The 19,276-nt window shown below is 31.2% G+C and carries 21 protein-coding genes; 17 read left to right on the top strand and 4 right to left on the bottom strand.

Translation table 11 applies throughout. The annotated features are described in order from the left end of the window. The first annotated feature begins 52 nt into the window (after positions 1-52). On the top strand, positions 53-694 hold the full coding sequence (locus HMPREF1253_RS03385) for a hypothetical protein (protein ID WP_023055343.1): 642 nt from the start codon (positions 53-55) through the stop codon (positions 692-694). Between the two features lie 55 nt (positions 695-749). Here the strand turns inward: HMPREF1253_RS03385 and rpsT are convergent, their stop codons facing one another. The 4 genes from rpsT to lepB form a co-directional block, all read right to left on the bottom strand. Continuing rightward, positions 750-1,016 carry a 30S ribosomal protein S20 gene (gene rpsT, locus HMPREF1253_RS03380; RefSeq protein ID WP_023055348.1) on the bottom strand — a complete coding sequence of 89 codons (267 nt, stop codon included), beginning with the start codon at positions 1,014-1,016 and terminating at the stop codon, positions 750-752. A 69-nt stretch (positions 1,017-1,085) separates the two neighbouring features. After that, a complete protein-coding gene (gene hemW, locus HMPREF1253_RS03375) occupies positions 1,086-2,195 on the bottom strand; it encodes a radical SAM family heme chaperone HemW (RefSeq protein WP_023055325.1) in 1,110 nt (369 codons plus the stop codon). Next, positions 2,192-4,000 (bottom strand): translation elongation factor 4, encoded by a 1,809-nt coding sequence (gene lepA, locus HMPREF1253_RS03370; RefSeq protein WP_023055400.1) that lies wholly within the window; start codon positions 3,998-4,000, stop codon positions 2,192-2,194. Before lepA ends, hemW begins: the two co-directional genes overlap by 4 nt. Beyond that, on the bottom strand, positions 4,001-4,567 hold the full coding sequence (lepB, locus tag HMPREF1253_RS03365) for a signal peptidase I (RefSeq protein ID WP_023055377.1): 567 nt from the start codon (positions 4,565-4,567) through the stop codon (positions 4,001-4,003). 177 nt (positions 4,568-4,744) lie between these two features. On the opposite strand from lepB, the gene hrcA reads away from it, so the two are divergent. The 16 genes from hrcA (at position 4,745) to def (ending at position 19,275) form a co-directional block, all read left to right on the top strand. Next, complete coding sequence (hrcA, locus tag HMPREF1253_RS03360) at positions 4,745-5,761, top strand: heat-inducible transcriptional repressor HrcA (RefSeq protein WP_023055334.1); 1,017 nt, start codon at positions 4,745-4,747, stop codon at positions 5,759-5,761. A gap of 13 nt (positions 5,762-5,774) precedes the next feature. Beyond that, positions 5,775-6,380, top strand: coding sequence for a nucleotide exchange factor GrpE (gene grpE / locus HMPREF1253_RS03355; protein WP_023055404.1), 606 nt, complete (start codon positions 5,775-5,777; stop codon positions 6,378-6,380). Between the two features lie 13 nt (positions 6,381-6,393). Continuing rightward, positions 6,394-8,235, top strand: a complete 1,842-nt coding sequence (gene dnaK, locus HMPREF1253_RS03350) for a molecular chaperone DnaK (RefSeq protein WP_023055393.1) — start codon at positions 6,394-6,396, stop codon at positions 8,233-8,235. A 98-nt stretch (positions 8,236-8,333) separates the two neighbouring features. After that, positions 8,334-9,038: a DnaJ domain-containing protein gene (locus tag HMPREF1253_RS10730; RefSeq protein WP_023055384.1), complete on the top strand. Its 705-nt coding sequence runs from the start codon at positions 8,334-8,336 to the stop codon at positions 9,036-9,038. After that, positions 9,023-9,460: a DnaJ C-terminal domain-containing protein gene (locus HMPREF1253_RS10725; RefSeq protein WP_023055320.1), complete on the top strand. Its 438-nt coding sequence runs from the start codon at positions 9,023-9,025 to the stop codon at positions 9,458-9,460. The genes HMPREF1253_RS10730 and HMPREF1253_RS10725 overlap by 16 nt, the downstream gene beginning before the upstream one ends. 111 nt (positions 9,461-9,571) lie before the next feature. Then, a complete protein-coding gene (gene prmA, locus HMPREF1253_RS03340) occupies positions 9,572-10,474 on the top strand; it encodes a 50S ribosomal protein L11 methyltransferase (RefSeq protein ID WP_023055333.1) in 903 nt (300 codons plus the stop codon). Beyond that, positions 10,467-11,135, top strand: a complete 669-nt coding sequence (locus HMPREF1253_RS03335; RefSeq protein WP_023055396.1) for a 16S rRNA (uracil(1498)-N(3))-methyltransferase — start codon at positions 10,467-10,469, stop codon at positions 11,133-11,135. The genes prmA and HMPREF1253_RS03335 overlap by 8 nt, the downstream gene beginning before the upstream one ends. Continuing rightward, a complete protein-coding gene (gene mtaB / locus HMPREF1253_RS03330) occupies positions 11,132-12,430 on the top strand; it encodes a tRNA (N(6)-L-threonylcarbamoyladenosine(37)-C(2))-methylthiotransferase MtaB (RefSeq protein WP_023055329.1) in 1,299 nt (432 codons plus the stop codon). The genes HMPREF1253_RS03335 and mtaB overlap by 4 nt, the downstream gene beginning before the upstream one ends. Continuing rightward, positions 12,430-12,768, top strand: a complete 339-nt coding sequence (locus HMPREF1253_RS03325) for a histidine triad nucleotide-binding protein (RefSeq protein WP_023055366.1) — start codon at positions 12,430-12,432, stop codon at positions 12,766-12,768. The genes mtaB and HMPREF1253_RS03325 overlap by 1 nt, the downstream gene beginning before the upstream one ends. Before the next feature lie 162 nt (positions 12,769-12,930). After that, positions 12,931-13,434: a molybdenum cofactor biosynthesis protein B gene (locus HMPREF1253_RS03320; RefSeq protein WP_023055383.1), complete on the top strand. Its 504-nt coding sequence runs from the start codon at positions 12,931-12,933 to the stop codon at positions 13,432-13,434. A 10-nt stretch (positions 13,435-13,444) separates the two neighbouring features. After that, positions 13,445-14,320, top strand: coding sequence for a YicC/YloC family endoribonuclease (locus HMPREF1253_RS03315; RefSeq protein ID WP_023055369.1), 876 nt, complete (start codon positions 13,445-13,447; stop codon positions 14,318-14,320). Positions 14,321-14,331: 11 nt separating this feature from the next. Continuing rightward, positions 14,332-14,967, top strand: a complete 636-nt coding sequence (gene gmk, locus HMPREF1253_RS03310) for a guanylate kinase (protein WP_023055409.1) — start codon at positions 14,332-14,334, stop codon at positions 14,965-14,967. Then, positions 14,948-15,256 carry a DNA-directed RNA polymerase subunit omega gene (gene rpoZ / locus HMPREF1253_RS03305; protein ID WP_023055402.1) on the top strand — a complete coding sequence of 103 codons (309 nt, stop codon included), beginning with the start codon at positions 14,948-14,950 and terminating at the stop codon, positions 15,254-15,256. Before gmk ends, rpoZ begins: the two co-directional genes overlap by 20 nt. Next, positions 15,240-16,439: a bifunctional phosphopantothenoylcysteine decarboxylase/phosphopantothenate--cysteine ligase CoaBC gene (gene coaBC / locus HMPREF1253_RS03300; RefSeq protein ID WP_023055367.1), complete on the top strand. Its 1,200-nt coding sequence runs from the start codon at positions 15,240-15,242 to the stop codon at positions 16,437-16,439. Before rpoZ ends, coaBC begins: the two co-directional genes overlap by 17 nt. Positions 16,440-16,474: 35 nt before the next feature. Continuing rightward, positions 16,475-18,787 (top strand): primosomal protein N', encoded by a 2,313-nt coding sequence (gene priA / locus HMPREF1253_RS03295; protein ID WP_023055420.1) that lies wholly within the window; start codon positions 16,475-16,477, stop codon positions 18,785-18,787. A 2-nt stretch (positions 18,788-18,789) separates the two neighbouring features. Beyond that, positions 18,790-19,275 carry a peptide deformylase gene (gene def, locus HMPREF1253_RS03290; protein WP_023055344.1) on the top strand — a complete coding sequence of 162 codons (486 nt, stop codon included), beginning with the start codon at positions 18,790-18,792 and terminating at the stop codon, positions 19,273-19,275. Position 19,276: the final 1 nt, after the last annotated feature.

Raw genomic sequence — 19,276 nt, 5'->3', positions numbered from 1 at the left:
TTGTCAAGAAAATTTATAAAAAATATTTGTTATAATTAAAAAAGGTGATGAAATGAAAATTATAAGAGATTTAAAAAATAAGGTAAATGATTATGAAGTAATAAAAAATTTGCCAGAATACATTGAAAAAAATTATAAAGGGGCGGAAGTTTTAACTAGCGTAAGTTTAAAACTTGATAATTTCACTCAGACGGATTTTAAAAATCAAAGAAACAATTGTACTTTAACTTCGATTTTAAGGGTTCTTATGTACAACATAGATAAGTTTCAAGTTTTGCCAGAAAGTAAAGAAGTGCTTTATGAAGATATTTATAAGAGCGGGAAAAAATATTTTTTTAATGAAACCTTTGGTACCATGCCAATTATGATTTCAAACATTGTGAAGGATGTCTTTAAAGAATATAAGGTTAAGGGAAAGGTAAGGGGACATTATTTAGGAAATTTTTATAGGCCTATAAAAAGTGAGTTGGATAAGCGAAGGCCTCTTATTATGAATATAGTTTTTGGGGCTTATAAAAACCATTCTATAACTATAAGCGGGTATATAATTTTAAATTATAGGGGAATGAAAATAAAAATTCTTGAAGTCGTGGATAACTGGTCAAGTCAAAAAAGATTTTTAGATTACACGAGATTTAGTCATTCAATAAATTCTTTTAATACTTTCAGTCTTAATACAATTGAAATTAATTAAAATTAATTAAAAAAATAGCTTGGAACAGGTCCAAGCTATTTTAAAATTTAAAATTTTATTTTACTAATTTGTTTAATTTTTTTGTAAGTCTTGAAACTTTTCTTGCAGCTGCGTTTTTATGAATAATATTTTTAGCGGAAGCTTTTTTAAGTTTCTTGTCCACATCTTTAAGCAATTCCTTTGCATCGTCAGCTTTTCCTAAAGAAAGGGTTGATTCAAATTTTTTAATTGCTGTTTTTATTTCAGTTCTTTTTATTTTATTTTTAAGAGTATTTCTCTTACCAACTTGTATTCTCTTAATAGCAGACTTAATATTTGCCACTCAAATTCACCTCCAATTATTCTTTAAAGCTCTTAATATTTTACCACCCGGACATTACCATTGCAAGATTTATTTCATAAAATCAAGTTCTACTTGGTTTGCAACATCTTTGCCGTAGGTGGTAAGAAAGATTTTATTTTCTTTTTTTATTAAAGTTTTATATTTTATATTATTTTCTATTGCTTCCTTATAGTAGGAAAAAAGATCCATTTCAAATTTTTTTGAAGCTTCTAAAAGGTCTATGCCCTCTGTAAGCCTAAGGCCCATTATAAAATATTCGTTAATTCTATCTTTTTTTGTTAAATTTTCAACTTCCAGGGTGGGTTTTTTATTTTGATCTATTAGGGAAAAATATTCTTCAAAATTTCCCGTGTTGTAAAATCTTTTTAAACCAAGGTTTGAATGAGCATTAAGACCATAGCCTATATAGTCTTTAAGCTTCCAATAAGATAAATTGTGAGAGGAAGGAAAATTTTTTGCAAAGTTTGAAGTTTCATACTGTTTGTAGCCGATTTTTTCTAAATTTTTTACAAGATACCTGTACATTTGCCTATCTTTTTTTACGGGAGGAATTTTAATTTTTCCCTCTAAATATTCTTTTTTTAAAGGAGTTCCATCTTCTAAAATTAAAGAATAATAAGAAATGTGTTCAGGATTTAAAATTTTTATATCTTCAAGGGTATTTTTAATATCTTCTAAAGTTTGTCCAGGAAGATCCAGCATAAAATCCAAATTAAAATTAGTAAAACCGTATTTTTTTATTAATTTTACAGCTTTAAAAACATCTTCTCGCTTGTGAAGTCTTCCTATTGTTTTTAAAATTGTATCATTGGAACTTTGAGCACCCATGGAAATTCTATTTATCCCTGCCCTTTTATAAGAAAGGACTTTTTTTTCAGTTAATGAATTGGGATTTGCTTCAATTGTTATTTCAATTTCATCTTTTATATATTTTTTTAAAGCAGCCATTATTTTTTCAATGTAAACTCCATCTATTGCAGAAGGAGTGCCACCGCCTATAAATATTGATGAAATTTCATGGGGAGGAAAAATTTCTATTTCCCTTATAAGATAAGTTATATATTTTTCCACATTATCAAAGTTTGTAAAAGATAAAAAATCACAGTATTTACATTTTCTTTGGCAATAGGGAATATGGATATAAATGCCTTCTCTCATTCTTCGTCGTATTTTAAAACTGTTAAAAAAGCTTCTTGAGGAAGTTCTACTGAGCCTATCATTCTCATTTTTTTCTTTCCTTCCTTTTGTTTTTCTAAAAGCTTTCTTTTTCTTGAAATATCTCCACCGTAACATTTTGCCGTTACATCTTTTCTAAGGGCTCTTATAGTTTCTCTTGCTATAATCTTTGAACCTATAGCCGCTTGAATAGGTATTGCAAATTGTTTTCTGGGTATTACATCTTTTAATTTTTCGCAAATTTTTCTGCCCCTTGCATAGGCACTGTCCTTGTGAACTATCATGGAAAAGGCATCAATTAACTCTCCGTTAATTAAAATATCCAGTTTCACCAGTTCAGATTCCTTGTAGCCGTTTAATTCATAGTCGTAACTTGCATAACCTCTGGTTTTTGATTTTAAAGCATCAAAAAAATCATAGATTACTTCGTTTAAAGGAAGGTCATAGCTTATTAAAGCTCTTGTTTCTTCAAGATATTCCATATCTATAAAAGTTCCACGCCTATTTTGACATAAATCCATTATGGCACCGACATAATCAGTGGGAGTCATAATTTCAGCCCTTACAATAGGTTCTTCCATAAAAGAAATTTCACTTAAATCTGGAAGATTTGTAGGATTTTGAATTTCTATTAAATTTCCGTCAGTTTTCATAATTTTATAAATTACTGAAGGAGCTGTTGTAACTAAATTTAAATTAAATTCTCTTTCAAGTCTTTCTTGAATTATTTCCATATGAAGTAGACCTAAAAATCCGCATCTAAATCCAAAACCTAAGGCAACGGAAGTTTCAGCTTCAAAAGAAAGGGCAGCATCGTTTACCTGTAATTTCTCAAGAGCTTCTCTTAATTCCTGATAATTTTCTCCCTCGCCAGGATAAATTCCGCAAAAGACCATAGGAACGACCTTTTTATAACCGGGGAAGGGTTCCTTTGTAGGATTTATAGGATTTGTTATAGTATCCCCCACTCTTGCATCCTTTACATTTTTTATTGATGCAGTTATATAACCTACATCACCGGCACTTAATTTATCAAGACTTATAAGCCCATTTGCCGTTATACCTACCTCAACAACTTCAAAGGTATTTTTTGTAGACATCATCTCAATGGTGTCTCCGGGTTTTACAATTCCGTCTTTCACTCTTACATAGCATATAACCCCCCTGTAAGAATCGTAATAGGAATCAAATATAAGGGCTTTAAGGGGTGCATTTTCATCTCCTGATGGTGCAGGTATATGCGAAATAATACTGTCAATTACATCCTGAATATTAAGTCCTGTTTTGGCAGATATTAAAGGAGCATTTTCCGTATCAATTCCAATTATATCTTCAATTTTTTTTTTTTTTACTTCATCTGGTCTTGCACTGGGCAGATCTATTTTATTTATTATAGGAACAAGTTCCAGGTCCTGATCAATGGCAAGATAGACATTGGCAAGAGTTTGAGCTTCCACACCTTGGGTAGCATCCACCACAACAAGAGCCCCTTCACAAGCTGCAAGAGACCTTGAGACTTCATAATTAAAGTCAACATGACCGGGAGTATCTATTAAATTAAAAAGATACTCTTCACCATTTTTATCAGTGTAAACAAGACGAACAGCCTTAAGTTTTATTGTGATTCCTCTTTCTTTTTCCAGATCCATGGAATCTAAAACCTGATTGTTCATCTCTCTTTTTGTAAGCATTCCAGTTTTTTCTATTAATCTGTCTGCAAGAGTGCTTTTACCGTGGTCAATATGTGCAATTATTGAAAAATTTCTAATTCTTTTTTGTCTGTCCATTTAATCTCCTAATTTATATTCAGAGTTTATTTTCCCTCTTTGTTTAAAGGGAAGTATTCTAAAAGCAACAATACTTTTTATGTTCTTTTTTGTAATTGGGCCGAATTCTCTTGAATCCTCTGAATTTTCTCTATTGTCACCCATTATAAAATATTGGTCATCCTTTAACTTATACTCATCAGATTTTACAAAACCTTCCACCAAAGAAGGGTAGCTTGTAAGAGGATCGGTTATAGCATCTCCTATATAAGATTCTTCTATTAGCTTTCCATCTATATAAACTTGACCTCCTTCAAATTTTATAGTTTCTCCAGGAAGGCCTACAACTCTTTTTATAAACTTTCTTCTTTCTCCCTTTATAGGTGGGCTTACTACAACTATATCTCCTCTTTTTACTTGCCCGTATTTTTTATAGGACAAACAAAATAATTTGTCTCCATGACTCAAAGTGGGATACATGGATTTTCCATTTACAGATGCAATAGTAAAAACAAAATTTCTTATTAAAAGACCAATTACTATTGCAATTATTATAGTTTTAATTATAGATAAATTTTCTTTTGACATTAAAATTCTCCTTAAAGACTAATTTTAGTAACTTTAATTTTAACATATAGATGTAAAAACTTAAAAATTTTTAAAAAATTAGCACTTAATCTTGACAAGTGCTAACACTTTGTATATTATATAGATAAGCTTTAGCACTCGCACTGAATAAGTGCTAAGAATAGGTGGAGGATTTATATGGATGAAAGAAAAATTGAAATTTTAAATACAATTATAAAATCCTATATTAAGTCCGCTGTGCCTGTAGGATCCAGAACCATTTCAAAAGAGTCAGGACTTGGTATAAGTTCTGCAACAATTAGAAATGAAATGGCAGACCTTGAAGACTTAGGTTATTTAAACAAACCACACACTTCAGCAGGTAGGGTACCGTCTACTAAGGCTTATAGATTTTATGTTGATGAAATTCTTCAAATTTTTAATGGAAATGATTTTTTAAACAATAGACTTAAAGACAGAATTTTGTCAGATGCCACGGGCATTGAGGATATTTATAAAAATACTGTAAAGGAACTTGCCAATTATACAAATTGCGTTTCCTTTATAATCACTCCAAAAAAAAGAGATACAAAAATTAATCACATTGAGCTTTTGAAGTTGGATGAAACTTTAGTCCTCATTCTTCTTATAGGAAATAGGGGAGTTGTGGAAAAAGATATTATAAGTTTAAAATTTCCAATAAAAAATAGCGAACTTAATATGATAAAGGCTTATCTAAACTCTGAGCTTACACAAATTGAATTTAATGAAATTGAAGAGATGAAAGTTACTGTGACAGGAGAACTTTTAAAACACAAAGATTTTATCTATGATGTGATAAAACGTGCAAGCACTTTTAATTCTCACATAAAATCAGTGGATATCTATTATGACGGATTGGGAAATGTCTTAAACTTTTTGGATTTTAAAGACATTACCGGTGCAAAAAATTTTATGACTTTACTTGAAAATAGAAGTTTATTTATTGAAGCACTTTCCTCAATGGAAGATTCCAACATAGATGTATCCATAGGAGATGAAAATGACAGTGATCTTTTAAAAGACATGTCCATTGTGAGAGCAGGTCTTAACGTTCCGTCAAAGTATGGACAAATAGGAATTTTAGGTCCTATGCGAATGGATTATCAAAATTTGTTGGATTCAGTTGCGTTATTTAGAAATATTCTAAGTGATATTATTATGAGAGTTTTATAAGTGAGGTGATATTTTGAATCGTGATATTTATGAAAAAAATGAAAGTGAATTTGAAGAAGAAGTTAAAGATAAAAGTCAAGATATAAAAAATGATGAAATATCGGACTTAGAAGAAAATAAGCCGGAAGTAGAAATACTTGAGCCGGAAAGAGATTCCAACTATTTAGAAAAAGAGGAAGAAAAAGCAGAAGATCCTCTTCAAAAACAGTTGGATGAATTAAAAGACAGGCACATAAGACTTCAAGCGGATTTTCAAAATTTTAAAAGAAGGGCTAATAATGAAAAAGCCGAGTATCTAAATTTAGGTGTTCAAAAACTTGCAAATGATCTTTTGCCGGTTCTTGACACTTTTGAAAGAGCTATTGAAGCTTGTGATGATAAAGATGCTTTTTATGAAGGGATTGTTCTTATTGAAGGACAACTTATAGATACTCTTAAAAAGCACGATATAGTTGAAATAGAAGCATTAAACAAACCTTTTGATCCCAACTTTCACCATGCTGTAATCATGGATGAGAGAGAAGATTGTGAACCAGGTATAGTAACTGAGGTTCTTCAAAAAGGTTATATGATTGGAAATAAAGTATTGAGACCTTCAATGGTTAAGGTTTCAAAATAGGAGGTAAATTAATATGTCTAAAATTATTGGTATTGACTTAGGAACAACAAACTCTGCAGTTGCAGTTATGGAAGGCGGGGACGCTATTATTATTCCAAATATTGAAGGAAACAGAACTACACCATCTGTAGTAGCTTTTACAAAAGACGGAGAAAGACTTGTAGGTGAAACTGCAAAACGTCAAGCTATTACAAATCCAGAAAGAACTGTTCAATCAATAAAAAGAGAAATGGGCCACGATTATTCAGTGAATATTGATGGCAAAAAATATACACCCCAAGAAATTTCAGCAATGATTCTTCAAAAATTAAAATCAGATGCAGAATCTTACTTGGGAGAAAAAATTACAGATGCAGTAATTACAGTTCCTGCATATTTCACAGATGCTCAAAGACAAGCAACTAAGGATGCAGGAAAAATTGCAGGTTTAAACGTTAAGAGAATTGTTAACGAACCTACAGCAGCAGCACTTGCTTATGGAGAAGATAAAAATAAAGACTCTGAAACTGTTATGGTATACGACTTAGGTGGAGGTACTTTTGATGTTTCCATCCTTGAACTTTCAGACGGAGTTTTTGAAGTTCATGCCACTCGTGGTAACAACAGATTAGGTGGAGATGACTTTGACAACAGACTTATAGATTATCTTGCAGAAGAATTTAAAAAAGAAAACGGCGTTGACTTAAAGAATGATAAAATGAGTCTTCAAAGATTAAAAGAAGCAGCTGAAAAAGCAAAGAAGGAACTTTCTTCTACAATGTCAACAAATGTAAATCTACCCTTTATTACAGCTAATGCATCAGGACCTCTTCACTTGAACATGGATATTACAAGAGCAAAATTTGAAGATTTAATTGCAGATCTTGTAAAGAAAACTGAAGGACCTGTTCTTGACGCATTAAAAGATGCAGGAATGAGTGCAAGTGACATTGATAAAGTTTTATTAGTAGGTGGTTCAACAAGAGTACCAGCAGTTCAAGCTTGCATTAAAAAATTAATAAACAAGGAACCTCAAAAAGATATTAATCCAGATGAATGTGTAGCTTTAGGTGCTGCAATTCAAGGTGGAGTATTATCAGGAGATGTAAAAGATTTACTACTTCTTGATGTAACACCTCTATCTCTTGGAATTGAAACAATGGGTAATGTAACAACAAGACTTATTGAAAGAAATACTACAATTCCAACTAAGAAATCACAAATCTTTACAACAGCAGCAGACAATCAAACATCAGTAGATATTCACGTTCTTCAAGGTGAAAGACAAATGGCTCAAGACAATATTACTCTTGGAAGATTCCAACTTGATGGAATTGCACCGGCAAGAAGGGGAATCCCTCAAATAGAAGTAACTTTTGATATTGATGCCAATGGAATTGTAAATGTATCTGCTAAAGATTTGGGAACAGGAAAAGAACAACACATAACAATCACATCTTCAACTAATATGAGTGAAGAAGAAATTGATAAAAAAGTAAAAGAAGCTGAAATGTATGAAGAAGAAGACAAGAAGAAAAAAGACTTAATAGAAGCTCGTAACAATGCAGATTCAATGATTTATCAATCAGAAAACACTCTTAAAGAAGTGGAAGGTAAAATCAAGGCAGAAGATAAAGAAAAAATAGAAAAGGCAATTTCAGAACTTAAAGAAGTAAAAGATTCTGAAAATGTTGAAGAAATAAAGAACAAGACCGAAAATTTAACAAAAGCTTTCTATGCTATATCAGAACAACTTTATAAAGAAGCTCAAGCACAACAAGGCGGTGCAGGAGAAGGCAAGTCAACAGCAGAAGATGATGTTGTAGATGCTGATTACGAAGTTGTAGATGAAGATGACAACAAAGAAAACAAATAAAATAAATAAAAGTGGCTTTGGCTTAAAGCCACTTTATTTTTTTACTTTTAAAAATTTTTTATTTAGTATAAAATATTCCTTTGATTGGTGGTGAAAATTTGAGAGACTTTTATGAAATTTTGGAAATTGAAAGATCATCCTCTCAAGAAGAAATAAAATCCTCTTATAGAAAACTTGCAAAAAAATATCATCCGGACTTAAATCCAGATGACAAAGAAGCTCAAGAACACTTTAAAGAAATAAATCTTGCCTATGAAGTTTTGTCAGATGACAACAAAAGACAAATATATGATACTTATGGCGAAGAAGGTCTTAAAGGGAACATGGGCCAGGGAGGCTTTGGAGGCTTCTCAGACATCTTTGGAGACTTATTTGACATATTTGGTGGCGGATTTTCTTCCGGCTATGATACGTCCTATGAGGACTTCAGGAAGAGGCCTGTTAGAGGATCTGATATAAGGGCTGATATAACAATAGAATTTAAAGAAGCAGTTTTCGGAACAGAGCGAGAAATAAATATAAAAAGAAGCGAAACCTGTGAACATTGTCATGGAGAAGGAGCAGAACCGGGCACAGAGAAAAAAACCTGTGATAAATGTAAGGGAACCGGAAAAATGAAAACCGTAAGACAATCAGCTTTCGGAAGATTCATGCAAGTAGAGCCTTGTGACAAATGCAAGGGCACAGGAGAAATAATTGAAGATCCCTGTAAAGAATGTAAGGGAATAGGCAAAAAAGTTGTAACAAAAAAATTAATGTTAAAATCCCTAAGGGCATTGACGATAAAATGGTCATTTCTTTAAAAGGTGAAGGAAATGCAGGAGACAATGGAGGAGAAAAGGGAGACCTTTATGTATATGTAAATGTTAAGGAAGATAAAATCTTTAAAAGAAGCGGAAATAATATTTATATAGAACTTCCAATAACCTATTCAGATGCAGTTTTAGGAGGAAAAATAAAAGTTCCGACTCTAACATCAATTGTAGATTATGATATTCCTGCAGGAACAAGCTCTGGGACAACTTTTAAAATAAAAGGAGAAGGAGTTCCATTTATAAAAAGAGAAGCTAAGGGAGATTTATACTTTAGAGTAGACATTCACGTTCCTCGAAAAATTTCCGATGAAGAAAGAGAAATTCTTGAAAAATTAAGATTACACGAAGGAAAAGAAATTACAAAAGAAAGAAAAACTTTTTTTGATAAGGTAAAAGAGATATTTGAATAAAAAGAGTGAGTTTTAAAACTTGCTCTTTTTTTTTGAAAAAAAGGAAAATTGAAAAAATAAAATTACTTTAATATAATAAAATTAAGAAAAAATTTTAAAGAAGGAATAAATATGAAATATATAGAACTTGTTGTAAAATCAGAAAATAAACTTAGGGAAGAAATTTTAAATATTTTTTATAAGAATGATATTTTTACCCTTGAAGAATATTCAAAAGAAATATTAAATGAACTAAATAATGCAAAAGATTCCTGGGACTATGTAGATTCTGAAATTTTTAAACTTAAAGATGAAGAGCTTATAATAAAAGCCTATCCCCATGAAGAAAAGCTGGCAAAAAAAATAAAAAAAGAACTTAATGAAAAAAATATTTATTGCGAGTTTATAGAAAAAGACGATGAAGATTGGGCAAACAATTGGAAAAAATATTATCATCCCATAGAAGTAGGTAAAAGGCTATTAATAAAACCAAGCTGGGAAGAAGTAGAAGATACAAATAGAAAAATTATAGAAATAGATCCAGGTATGGCCTTTGGAACAGGAAGTCATGAAACCACATATATGTGTCTTGAAGCCCTTGAAAAATATCTTAAAAAAGACCAAAAGGTTTTTGATGTAGGCTGTGGCTCAGGAATACTTTCCATAGCAGGCGTAAAATTGGGAGCAAAAAAAGTTATTGCAGTGGACTTGGATAAAAAATGCGTGGAAGTAACCCTTAAAAATGCAAAACTAAACAAAGTAGAAGATAAAATTGAAGTTTACGAGGGCAATCTTCTTGATGTAGTTGAAGGAAGTGCAGACCTTATAGTTTCAAATATAATAGCAGAAATAATAGCTGGTCTTGTGGGCGATTTAAGAGTCCATTTAAATGAAAAGGGCATATTTATTTCTTCAGGTATAATAAAAGAAAAAATAGACTTGGTAGAAAAAGCCTTAAAAGAAAATGGTTTTGAAATTTTAGAAATAAGAGAAAAAAACGGTTGGGCACTAGTAGTAGGTAGATTGTATGCATAGATTTTTTGATGAATCTAGGGAGCTTTCAAAAGAAAATCTTCACCATATAAAGGTTCTTAGAATAGGAAAAGATGAAGAATTTGAAATAGTAATAAAAGACAAACTCTATCTTGCAAAATTTGATCAAGAGCTTGAAATTTTAAAAGAACTTAAAAAAACTCACGAAACAAAAATTCCTGTAATTCTTTATATGGCCTTAGTAAAAGGGGACAAGATGGAAAAAATTTTAAGCCAGGCAACGGAAGTGGGCATAAGTGAATTTTTCCCTCTAAAATTAAAAAGATCTATAAGTGACATATCAGCAAAAGAAGAAAAAAAACTTATACGTTGGAATAAAATTATAGAATCAGCTGCAAAACAATCAAGACGTGATATAATACCTAAACTAAATAAAACCGTAACAATTGAAGAAATAGATTTTGAAAATCTTGTAATAGTTCCCTATGAAGAAGCTAAAGAAAATACCATAAGAAAAGCCTTAGAAGATGTAAAGACAAAAAAAATATCTTTAGTCATAGGGCCCGAAGGCGGTTTTGAAGAAGAAGAAATAGAATATTTAAAAAATAAAGGAGCAAAAATTGTTACATTAGGGCCCGGAATATTAAGGGCTGAAACAGCAGCAATAGTAAGCTCATTTACAGTAATAGAGGAGATAAGATGAAGACATTTTCAATACTGACTCTTGGTTGCAAAGTTAATCAATATGAATCTGAAGCAATGAAGGAGTTGTTTGAAAAAAATCAATATGTGGAAGTGGATAAGGAAACGGATGTTGCAGATGTTTATATAGTAAACACCTGCACTGTTACAAACTTATCCGACAGAAAATCCAGACAATATATAAGAAGGGCAAAAAGAGAAAATCCCGATGCAATTGTTGCAGTAGTAGGCTGCTATTCTCAGGTATCCCCAAAAGAAGTAGAAAGTCTTGAAGATGTGGACATAATAATAGGAACCAGTGAAAGAGAAAGAATAGTTGAACTTTGCGAAAACTATAAAAAAGATCAAGGCAAAATAAATATAGTAAGGTCTTTAAAAGGAGATAGGGAATTTCAAAAAATAAAGACAACAAGAGAGCATATAATGACAAGGTCTTATATGAAAGTTCAAGATGGTTGCAACAGATTTTGTTCTTACTGCATAATTCCCTATGCCAGAGGAGAAATTCGCTCAAGGACCATAGAAGATTCTCTTGCAGAAGCAAAAGTATTGGCAAAAGCAGGTTATAAAGAAATAGTTTTAACAGGAATTCACATAGGTAGTTACGGAAAAGATCTGGGAGATAAAAGACTTATAGACTTAATTGAAGCCATAGGAAAAGTCCAAGGAATAGAAAGAATAAGACTTTCATCAGTAGAGCCTGTAATAATAACCGATGAATTTATGGAAAGAGCCATTGAAACAAAAAAACTTTGTGATCACTTTCATCTTTCCTTGCAAAGTGGCTCAAATAAAATTTTAAAAGCAATGAACAGACGCTATACCAGGGAAGAATATATGGAAAAGTGTCAAATAATAAGAAAATATATGCCCTATGCAGGTCTTACAACGGATATAATAGTAGGTTTTCCCACAGAAACAGATGAAGATTTTAATGATAGCTTAGATTTAGTTGAAAAAGTAAAATTTTCAAAAATTCATGTTTTTAAGTATTCCAAGAGAAAAGGCACTCCTGCTGCAAGTATGAAAAATCAAGTTGATGGAAATATAAAAATTGAAAGGAGCGAAAAACTTCTTGAAACAAACGATAGGCTCATGGAAGAGTTTATAGAAAAAAATAAAAATAGAAGTTTAAAAGTGCTTTTTGAAGAGAGAAAGGGAGATTACTATGAGGGCTACACTACAAATTACATTAGGTGTAAATTAAAAACTCAAGAAGAATTAAAAAATAAGATAATAAATGTTAAAATAAAAGGTGTAGAAAAAGAAGAAGCAGAAGTAGAAAAGGAGGACTAATGGACTGTTTATTTTGCAAAATAATAGCAGGAGAAATACCCTCAAAAAAAGTTTACGAAGATGATCTTATTTATGCTTTTGAGGATATTAATCCGGAAGCGCCGGTACATTTTTTAATAGTTCCAAAAAAACATATAAAAAATGCAGAAGAGCTGTCGGGAAAAGATAAGGACTTAATAGGTCATGTGTTTTTAACTGCAGCAAAGATATTAAAAGAAAAAGGCGTTACAAATGGATTTAGAATCGTAAATAATTGCAAAGAAGACGGAGGTCAAACAGTAGATCACCTGCATTTTCATGTGCTCGCAGGAAGAAGCTTACAATGGCCACCAGGTTGAGAAAGAGGGCAAGAATTAAACTTGCCTTTTTTTATTTTTAAAAAATTTTTATATAATTTTTATTAATTCATATAAGGTAAATATTTTTTACATTGTGTGATAATATATATTTGAAAAATAATGACATGAAATTAAAAAAATAATATTAAATTTGGAGGAAAAATGTTCGGCGTTTATGTTTTAACGGTAAGTGACTCATCTTATAAAGATGGAGTTGAAAAATCTTCAGGACCTGCTCTTGAAGAATATTTGACAAAAAATAATTTTAAAGTTGTAAATAGAGGAATTGTTTCAGATGACAGGTCAGTAATTGAAGATAAACTTTTGGAACTGGACAGAGATGAAAATATAAGCCTTGTTGTTACAACAGGAGGAACAGGTTGTTCAAAAAGAGATAACACTCCTGAAGCAACAATAAATGTTTGTGAAAGAATTGTGCCTGGTCTTGCTGAAGAAATGAGAAGAAAAGCTTCACAGTCTACAAGAGAAGCTCTTTTATCAAGGGCAGTCTGTGGAATAAGACAGGGAACTTTAATTATAAATTTACCAGGCGGACAAGAAGCTGCCATAGCATATTTATCTTATATTATTGATGTAATACCTGAAGCCCTAAAAATTCTTGCAGGAATAAGAAAAGATTGTTTGAAAATTCATAAAAACGACTGAGGTGTTATAGATGAAAAGCATGACAGGTTATGGACTTTATCAAAAGTCCGATGAAAATTACAATGTTAAAATAGAAATAAAAAGTGTAAATAATCGCTATGCTGAAATAAATATAAGATTGCCGAAAAATCTTTTTGCCATAGAAGATAAAATTAGAAAATTTATTAAAGATACTGTAAAGAGGGGTAAAGTAGATGTTTTTATAAACATTGAATATTTAAGCCAAAACAATGAAGACATTAAGCTAAACATTCCTTTGGCAAAAGCCTATATGAAAAATCTTTTGGATTTAAAGGAAGAACTTGAACTTAAAGACCCTATAAGCTTAAGGGATATTTATACTTTTCAAGGAGTTGTAACAAGTTCCATTTCTGACGAAGAAGATCATGAGCTTAATAATTTAATTTTTCAAACTCTTGAAGGTGCAGTAAAAAAATTTGATGAATTTAGAAAAATTGAAGGGGAAAATTTAAAGGCGGACTTAAAAGAAAAAATTAAAAATATAAAAACTTTAAATGATGAAATCAAGGATCTTGCACCTATAAGTCTTGAAGAAAATATAAAAAAATTAAAAGAAAATATAGAAAGTCAACTTAAAGACCAAAGTCTTGACAAGGCAAGGCTTTCAACGGAAGTTGCCCTTATGTGCGATAAGCTTGCAATAGATGAAGAAATTACAAGGATTTATTCACATATTGACCAGTTTAATGATATAATAAAGGATACAAATCCAATAGGTAGAAAGTTGGATTTTTTGTTACAAGAGCTTAATAGGGAGTCAAACACCATAGGCTCTAAATCTACAAACACAAAGATTATAAACACAATTGTGGTTCTCAAAAGTGAAATTGAAAAAATAAGGGAACAAATACAAAATATTGAGTAGGCGGTGAAATTTTGTCCAAAGGTTTTTTACTTGTGCTAAGTGGACCTTCCGGAAGCGGAAAGGGTACTGTAAGTGAAGCACTGTTAAAAGAAAATAAAGAAATAGTATTTTCAACTTCAGTAACAACAAGAACTCCCAGACCAGGAGAAGTAAACGGAGAAAATTATTTTTTTGTAAGTGTTGATGAATTTGAAGATATGGTAAAAAACGACGGGCTCTTAGAATATGCCTTTGTCCATACAAATTATTACGGCACACCTAAAGAGTTTGTGTTTAATGAAATTGAAAAAGGCGAAATAGTTCTCCTTGAAATTGACGTTCAGGGAGCCCTGCAAATAAAGAAAAAATATAAAGAAGCAGTATTTATATTTTTGTTGCCGCCGACTATGGACGAGCTTAAACAAAGACTTATAAAAAGAGATACGGAAACAGAAGAAGAAATAAATACAAGATTTAGAAATGCCTTTAAAGAACTGGATTTTGTAGGAGAGTATGATTTCTTTGTTGTCAATTCAACAGTGGAAAAGGCCGTATCAGATATTGAACATATTATTGCCGCTGAAAAGCTAAGAACAAAAAGACATTCAGATATAAAAAATGAAGTTTTAAAACAGAAAGGAAAATTAGATGATAATACCATCATTTGAAGAAATTAAAAAAATTACAAACTCAAGATATTCTCTTGTAATGCTTGTTTCAAAAAGAGCAAGAAAAATTGTAGACGGAAACGGACCCTTAGAAGATACGGAACTTACAAAACCTGTTTCCATTGCTCTTCAAGAAGCTGTAGATGGAGTTATAAAATTCGGTCCACCTATGACAAACAGCCAATACGATAAAAAAATTAACGAAGAAAAAGAAAAGAGGCTTGGAGTTTTAAGAGAAAAATATATGATTTTATCTGACGAGGAAGTTTCTGATGATCTTGAAGGATAAAAAAATTCTCTTAGGAGTAACAGGGGGGATTGCCGCCTTTAAGGCAGCAAGTCTTGTAAGCGGATTAAAAAAGCAGAAAGCTCAAGTAAAAATAATAATGACAGAAGGAGCAACTCATTTTGTAAGTCCTCTTACCTTTCAAACTTTGTCAAATAATCCAGTCCATATTGAACAATTTGACCAAATGAAAAATATGGATGTGGAACATATAGCCCTTGCAAAATGGGCGGACATAATAGTTGTTGCTCCTGCCACTGCAAATACAATTGCAAAGATAAATTGGGGCATTGGAGATAATCTTTTAACAACAGTTCTTTTAGCAAAGAGGTGTCCTGTTTTAATAGTTCCTGCTATGAATACTTACATGCTTAAAAATGAACAGACTCAAAAAAATTTGGAAGATTTAAAGAAAAAGGGTTTTTTAATAAGCTCAACTCAAAATGATTTACTTGCCTGTGGAGATGTGGGCCAGGGGAAAATGCTTGAGCCTTCAGAAATTATTGATCTTATTGAATATCAATTGACAGAAAAAGATCTTTTTGGAAAAAAATTTGTTATAACTGCAGGAAGAACTGAAGAAGCTCTTGACCCTGTAAGATTTTTATCCAACCATTCTTCTGGTAAAATGGGTTTTGCTCTTGCAAAGGAAGCTTTTTATAGAGGAGCTCATGTAGTTCTTATTAAGGGACCTGTTGAAAATAAAGGTCCTAAAGTTGACAAAACTATTGATATTATTTCTACTGAAGATATGTTTAATGCAGTTAAAGAAGAAATGAAAGATGCTGATGTCATTATTAAAGCTGCAGCTCCGGCAGATTACAGACCTAAGTTTTATCAAAAGGAAAAAATAAAGAAAAATTCAGAAAAAGATATGACTTTATTAGAGCTTGAAAAAAATCCTGACATTGCAAAATATGTAGGGCAAGTGAAAGAAAACAGAGTCCTAGTTGGATTCGCTGCAGAATCAACAAATGAACTTGAATATGGAAAAAACAAACTGGCAAGTAAAAATATGGATTTAATTGTAATAAATAATATTAAAAGCCAAGGAGCAGGATTTAAATCGGACACAAACATTGCAAGTATTATTGATAAGTCAGGAAATCTTGAAAAATTTGACATTATGAGCAAAGAAGATCTTGCAAAAATAATTATAGACAAAGTAAGAGTATTATTGAAGTAGGCTAAAAACCTACTTTATTTTTTGGAAGTGATTAAGTGTTTATTGAAGTTTTTATTGAAAAAAGTCTTTCAAACTTTGACAGGCTTTATACATATGAATGTGATTTTTTAGTTGAACCGGGAATGAGAGTTCATGTTCCTTTTGGAAAGGGAAATAGAAGTCTTATAGGTCTTGTAGTGCGCATAAATGTTGAAAATGAATCAAAAAAGTTAAAAAAAGTTATAGATGTAATTGATGATGAACCTATAATTAATAAAGATTTAATAGACCTTGGCTTTTGGATGAAGGATAAATATTTAAAGGGCTATTATAAATCTTTTCAGCCAATACTGCCTCCGGGAGATTATAAATTTATTGAAGTTTACGCACAAGGTGATGAAAAACAGCCTTACGGCCATCTTTTAAATAGAAATATTTATGATTTAAAAGCAGAGGAAAGAAAACTTTTAAAGGATTTAAAAGATAAGGGTCAAATAAAATTTTTTTATAAAGTAAAAACTCAAGTTAAAGAAAAATTTATAAGTTTTTATAAGTTAAGTGAAAATTATCTTGATTTTACTTTTTCTGAAAAGTTAAGTGAACCTGCAAAAAATGTAATAAAATATCTTGCGACAAATGGAGAAAAAACAAAAAAAGAAATTTTAAGAGATTTACAAATTTCAGATTCTCCTCTAAAAACTTTAATTAAGAAAAATATTATTGAAGAATCCTTAGTAAAGGACCAAAGAAATCCCTATGAGAAACAGAAAGAATATCGTCAAGTTCCATTAAACATGGAGCAAGTTAAAGCTTATAAGGGGATTTTAGAAACAAAAAAAGAAACGAGTCTTTTATATGGGAAAACTGGAAGTGGAAAGACAGAAGTTTATTTAAGACTTTCAAAAGAGATTATAGATAAGGGTGGTCAAGTTATAATTCTTGTTCCTGAAATAGGATTAACTCCCCAGATGATAGAAAGATTTATGGGAAGATTTCCGGGCAGAGTTTCAATTTTACATTCGAGACTTTCACCAGGAGAAAGATTTGACCAATATATGAAAATTAAAAATGATCAAGTGGATATAGTTGTTGGAGCAAGGTCGGCAGTTTTTTCTCCTCTTAAAAACTTGAAGTTAATTGTAATTGATGAAGAACATGACTCATCTTATAGATTTTCAAAAAATAATTTTTATGATACAAGAGAAGTTGCCCTTAAAAGAATGGAAGGCAGGGGAAAAGTAGTCTTAGGTTCAGCAACGCCATCTATAGAAAGTTTTAAAAATGCTCAAGAAAATAAATATCAACTTTTTAAATTAAAGAATAGGGCAGTAGAGGGAGCAAGACTTCCTAAAGTTGACATTGCAGATATGAGAGAGGAATTATTTTCAGGCAATCTTTCTATTTTTAGCAATAAATTATATAAGCTTATGGAAGAAAAACTTTCAAAAAATGAACAAATTATTTTATTTTTAAACAGAAGGGGTTTTTCAAATTTTGTCAGTTGCAGATCTTGTGGCTATGTTATTAAATGTGACAACTGCGACATATCTATGACCTACCATAAAGACATGAACCATTTAAGATGCCATTACTGCGGAAGCGTTAAGCCAATGGTTAAAACTTGTCCCAATTGTGGAAGCAAATATTTAAAACAATTTGGGATAGGAACTCAAAGAGTTGAAATGGAAGTAAAAAAAGCTTTCCCAAAGGCAAAGGTCTTTAGAATGGATAGGGATACTATGAACAAAAAAAATTCTTATGATGAAGTTTATGAACTTGTAAAAAATCATGAAGTTGATATTTTAATAGGGACTCAAATGTTGGCTAAGGGTTTCGATTTTGAAAATGTAACTTTAGTAGGAATTATTGCTGCAGATATGTCCTTATATATTTCAGATTATAGGGCTCAAGCCACAACCTTTGAACTTATCACTCAAGTTTCAGGCAGGGCTGGAAGATCAGAAAAGCAAGGCAATGTTGTTATTCAAACTTATAATCCGGACAATTATTCCATAGTTCATGCTGCAAAAAGTGATTATGAAAATTTTTATAAAGACGAATTACAAGTTAGAAAAATTTCTGAATATCCACCTTTTACAAAGCTTTATACAATTGTTTTTTCATCAAGGGAAGAAAAAGCGATAAAAGAATATGCTGAAGATTTTTTAAAAGATTTAATAGGGGAACTTAAAAATATAAGTGCAGTTCGCTCAAGACTTATAAACATTCCAAAAATAAAAAATATTTACAGGCAAAAAGTTCTTATAAAAGTAGATCCAAGAGATGAACAGACGTTATTAAATGCCCTAAAAGGGGTAATTAATAAGAAAGAGATAAATAATATAAAAATTGATATAGAAATGGAGTAAGTATGGCTAAGAGAAATATTAGAACTGATGGAGATCCGATTTTAAGAAAAAGATCAAGAGAAGTTACAAAAATAGATGATAGAGTAAAAATTTTAATTGAAGATATGTTTGAAACCATGGATGATGCAGATGGAGTTGGTCTTGCTGCACCTCAAGTGGGAATTCTAAAAAGAATAATTGTAATTGATGACGGAGAAGAAAATAGGCTTGCTCTTATAAATCCTGAATTTATTGAAGAAAGCGGAGAACAAATAGGGCCTGAGGGATGCCTTTCAGTACCGGGAAAACAAGGAACCGTTAAAAGATTTAATAAGGTAAAAGTAAAATATCTATCTGAAAATCAAGAGGAATGCCAAATTGAAGCGGAAGGATTTCTTGCAAGAATTTTGCAACATGAAACTGACCATTTAAATGGAATTTTGTACATTGATATGGCGGAGGACATTGTGGATTTACCTGAGAAAAAAGAAGATGGGAGTGAAGAATAAT

It is taken from the genome of Peptoniphilus sp. BV3C26 (genome assembly GCF_000478985.1).
Taxonomy (GTDB): domain Bacteria; phylum Bacillota; class Clostridia; order Tissierellales; family Peptoniphilaceae; genus Peptoniphilus_B; species Peptoniphilus_B koenoeneniae.
Note: the sequence above shows the minus strand (reverse complement) of the source record. Positions and strands in the feature narration are given on the sequence as shown.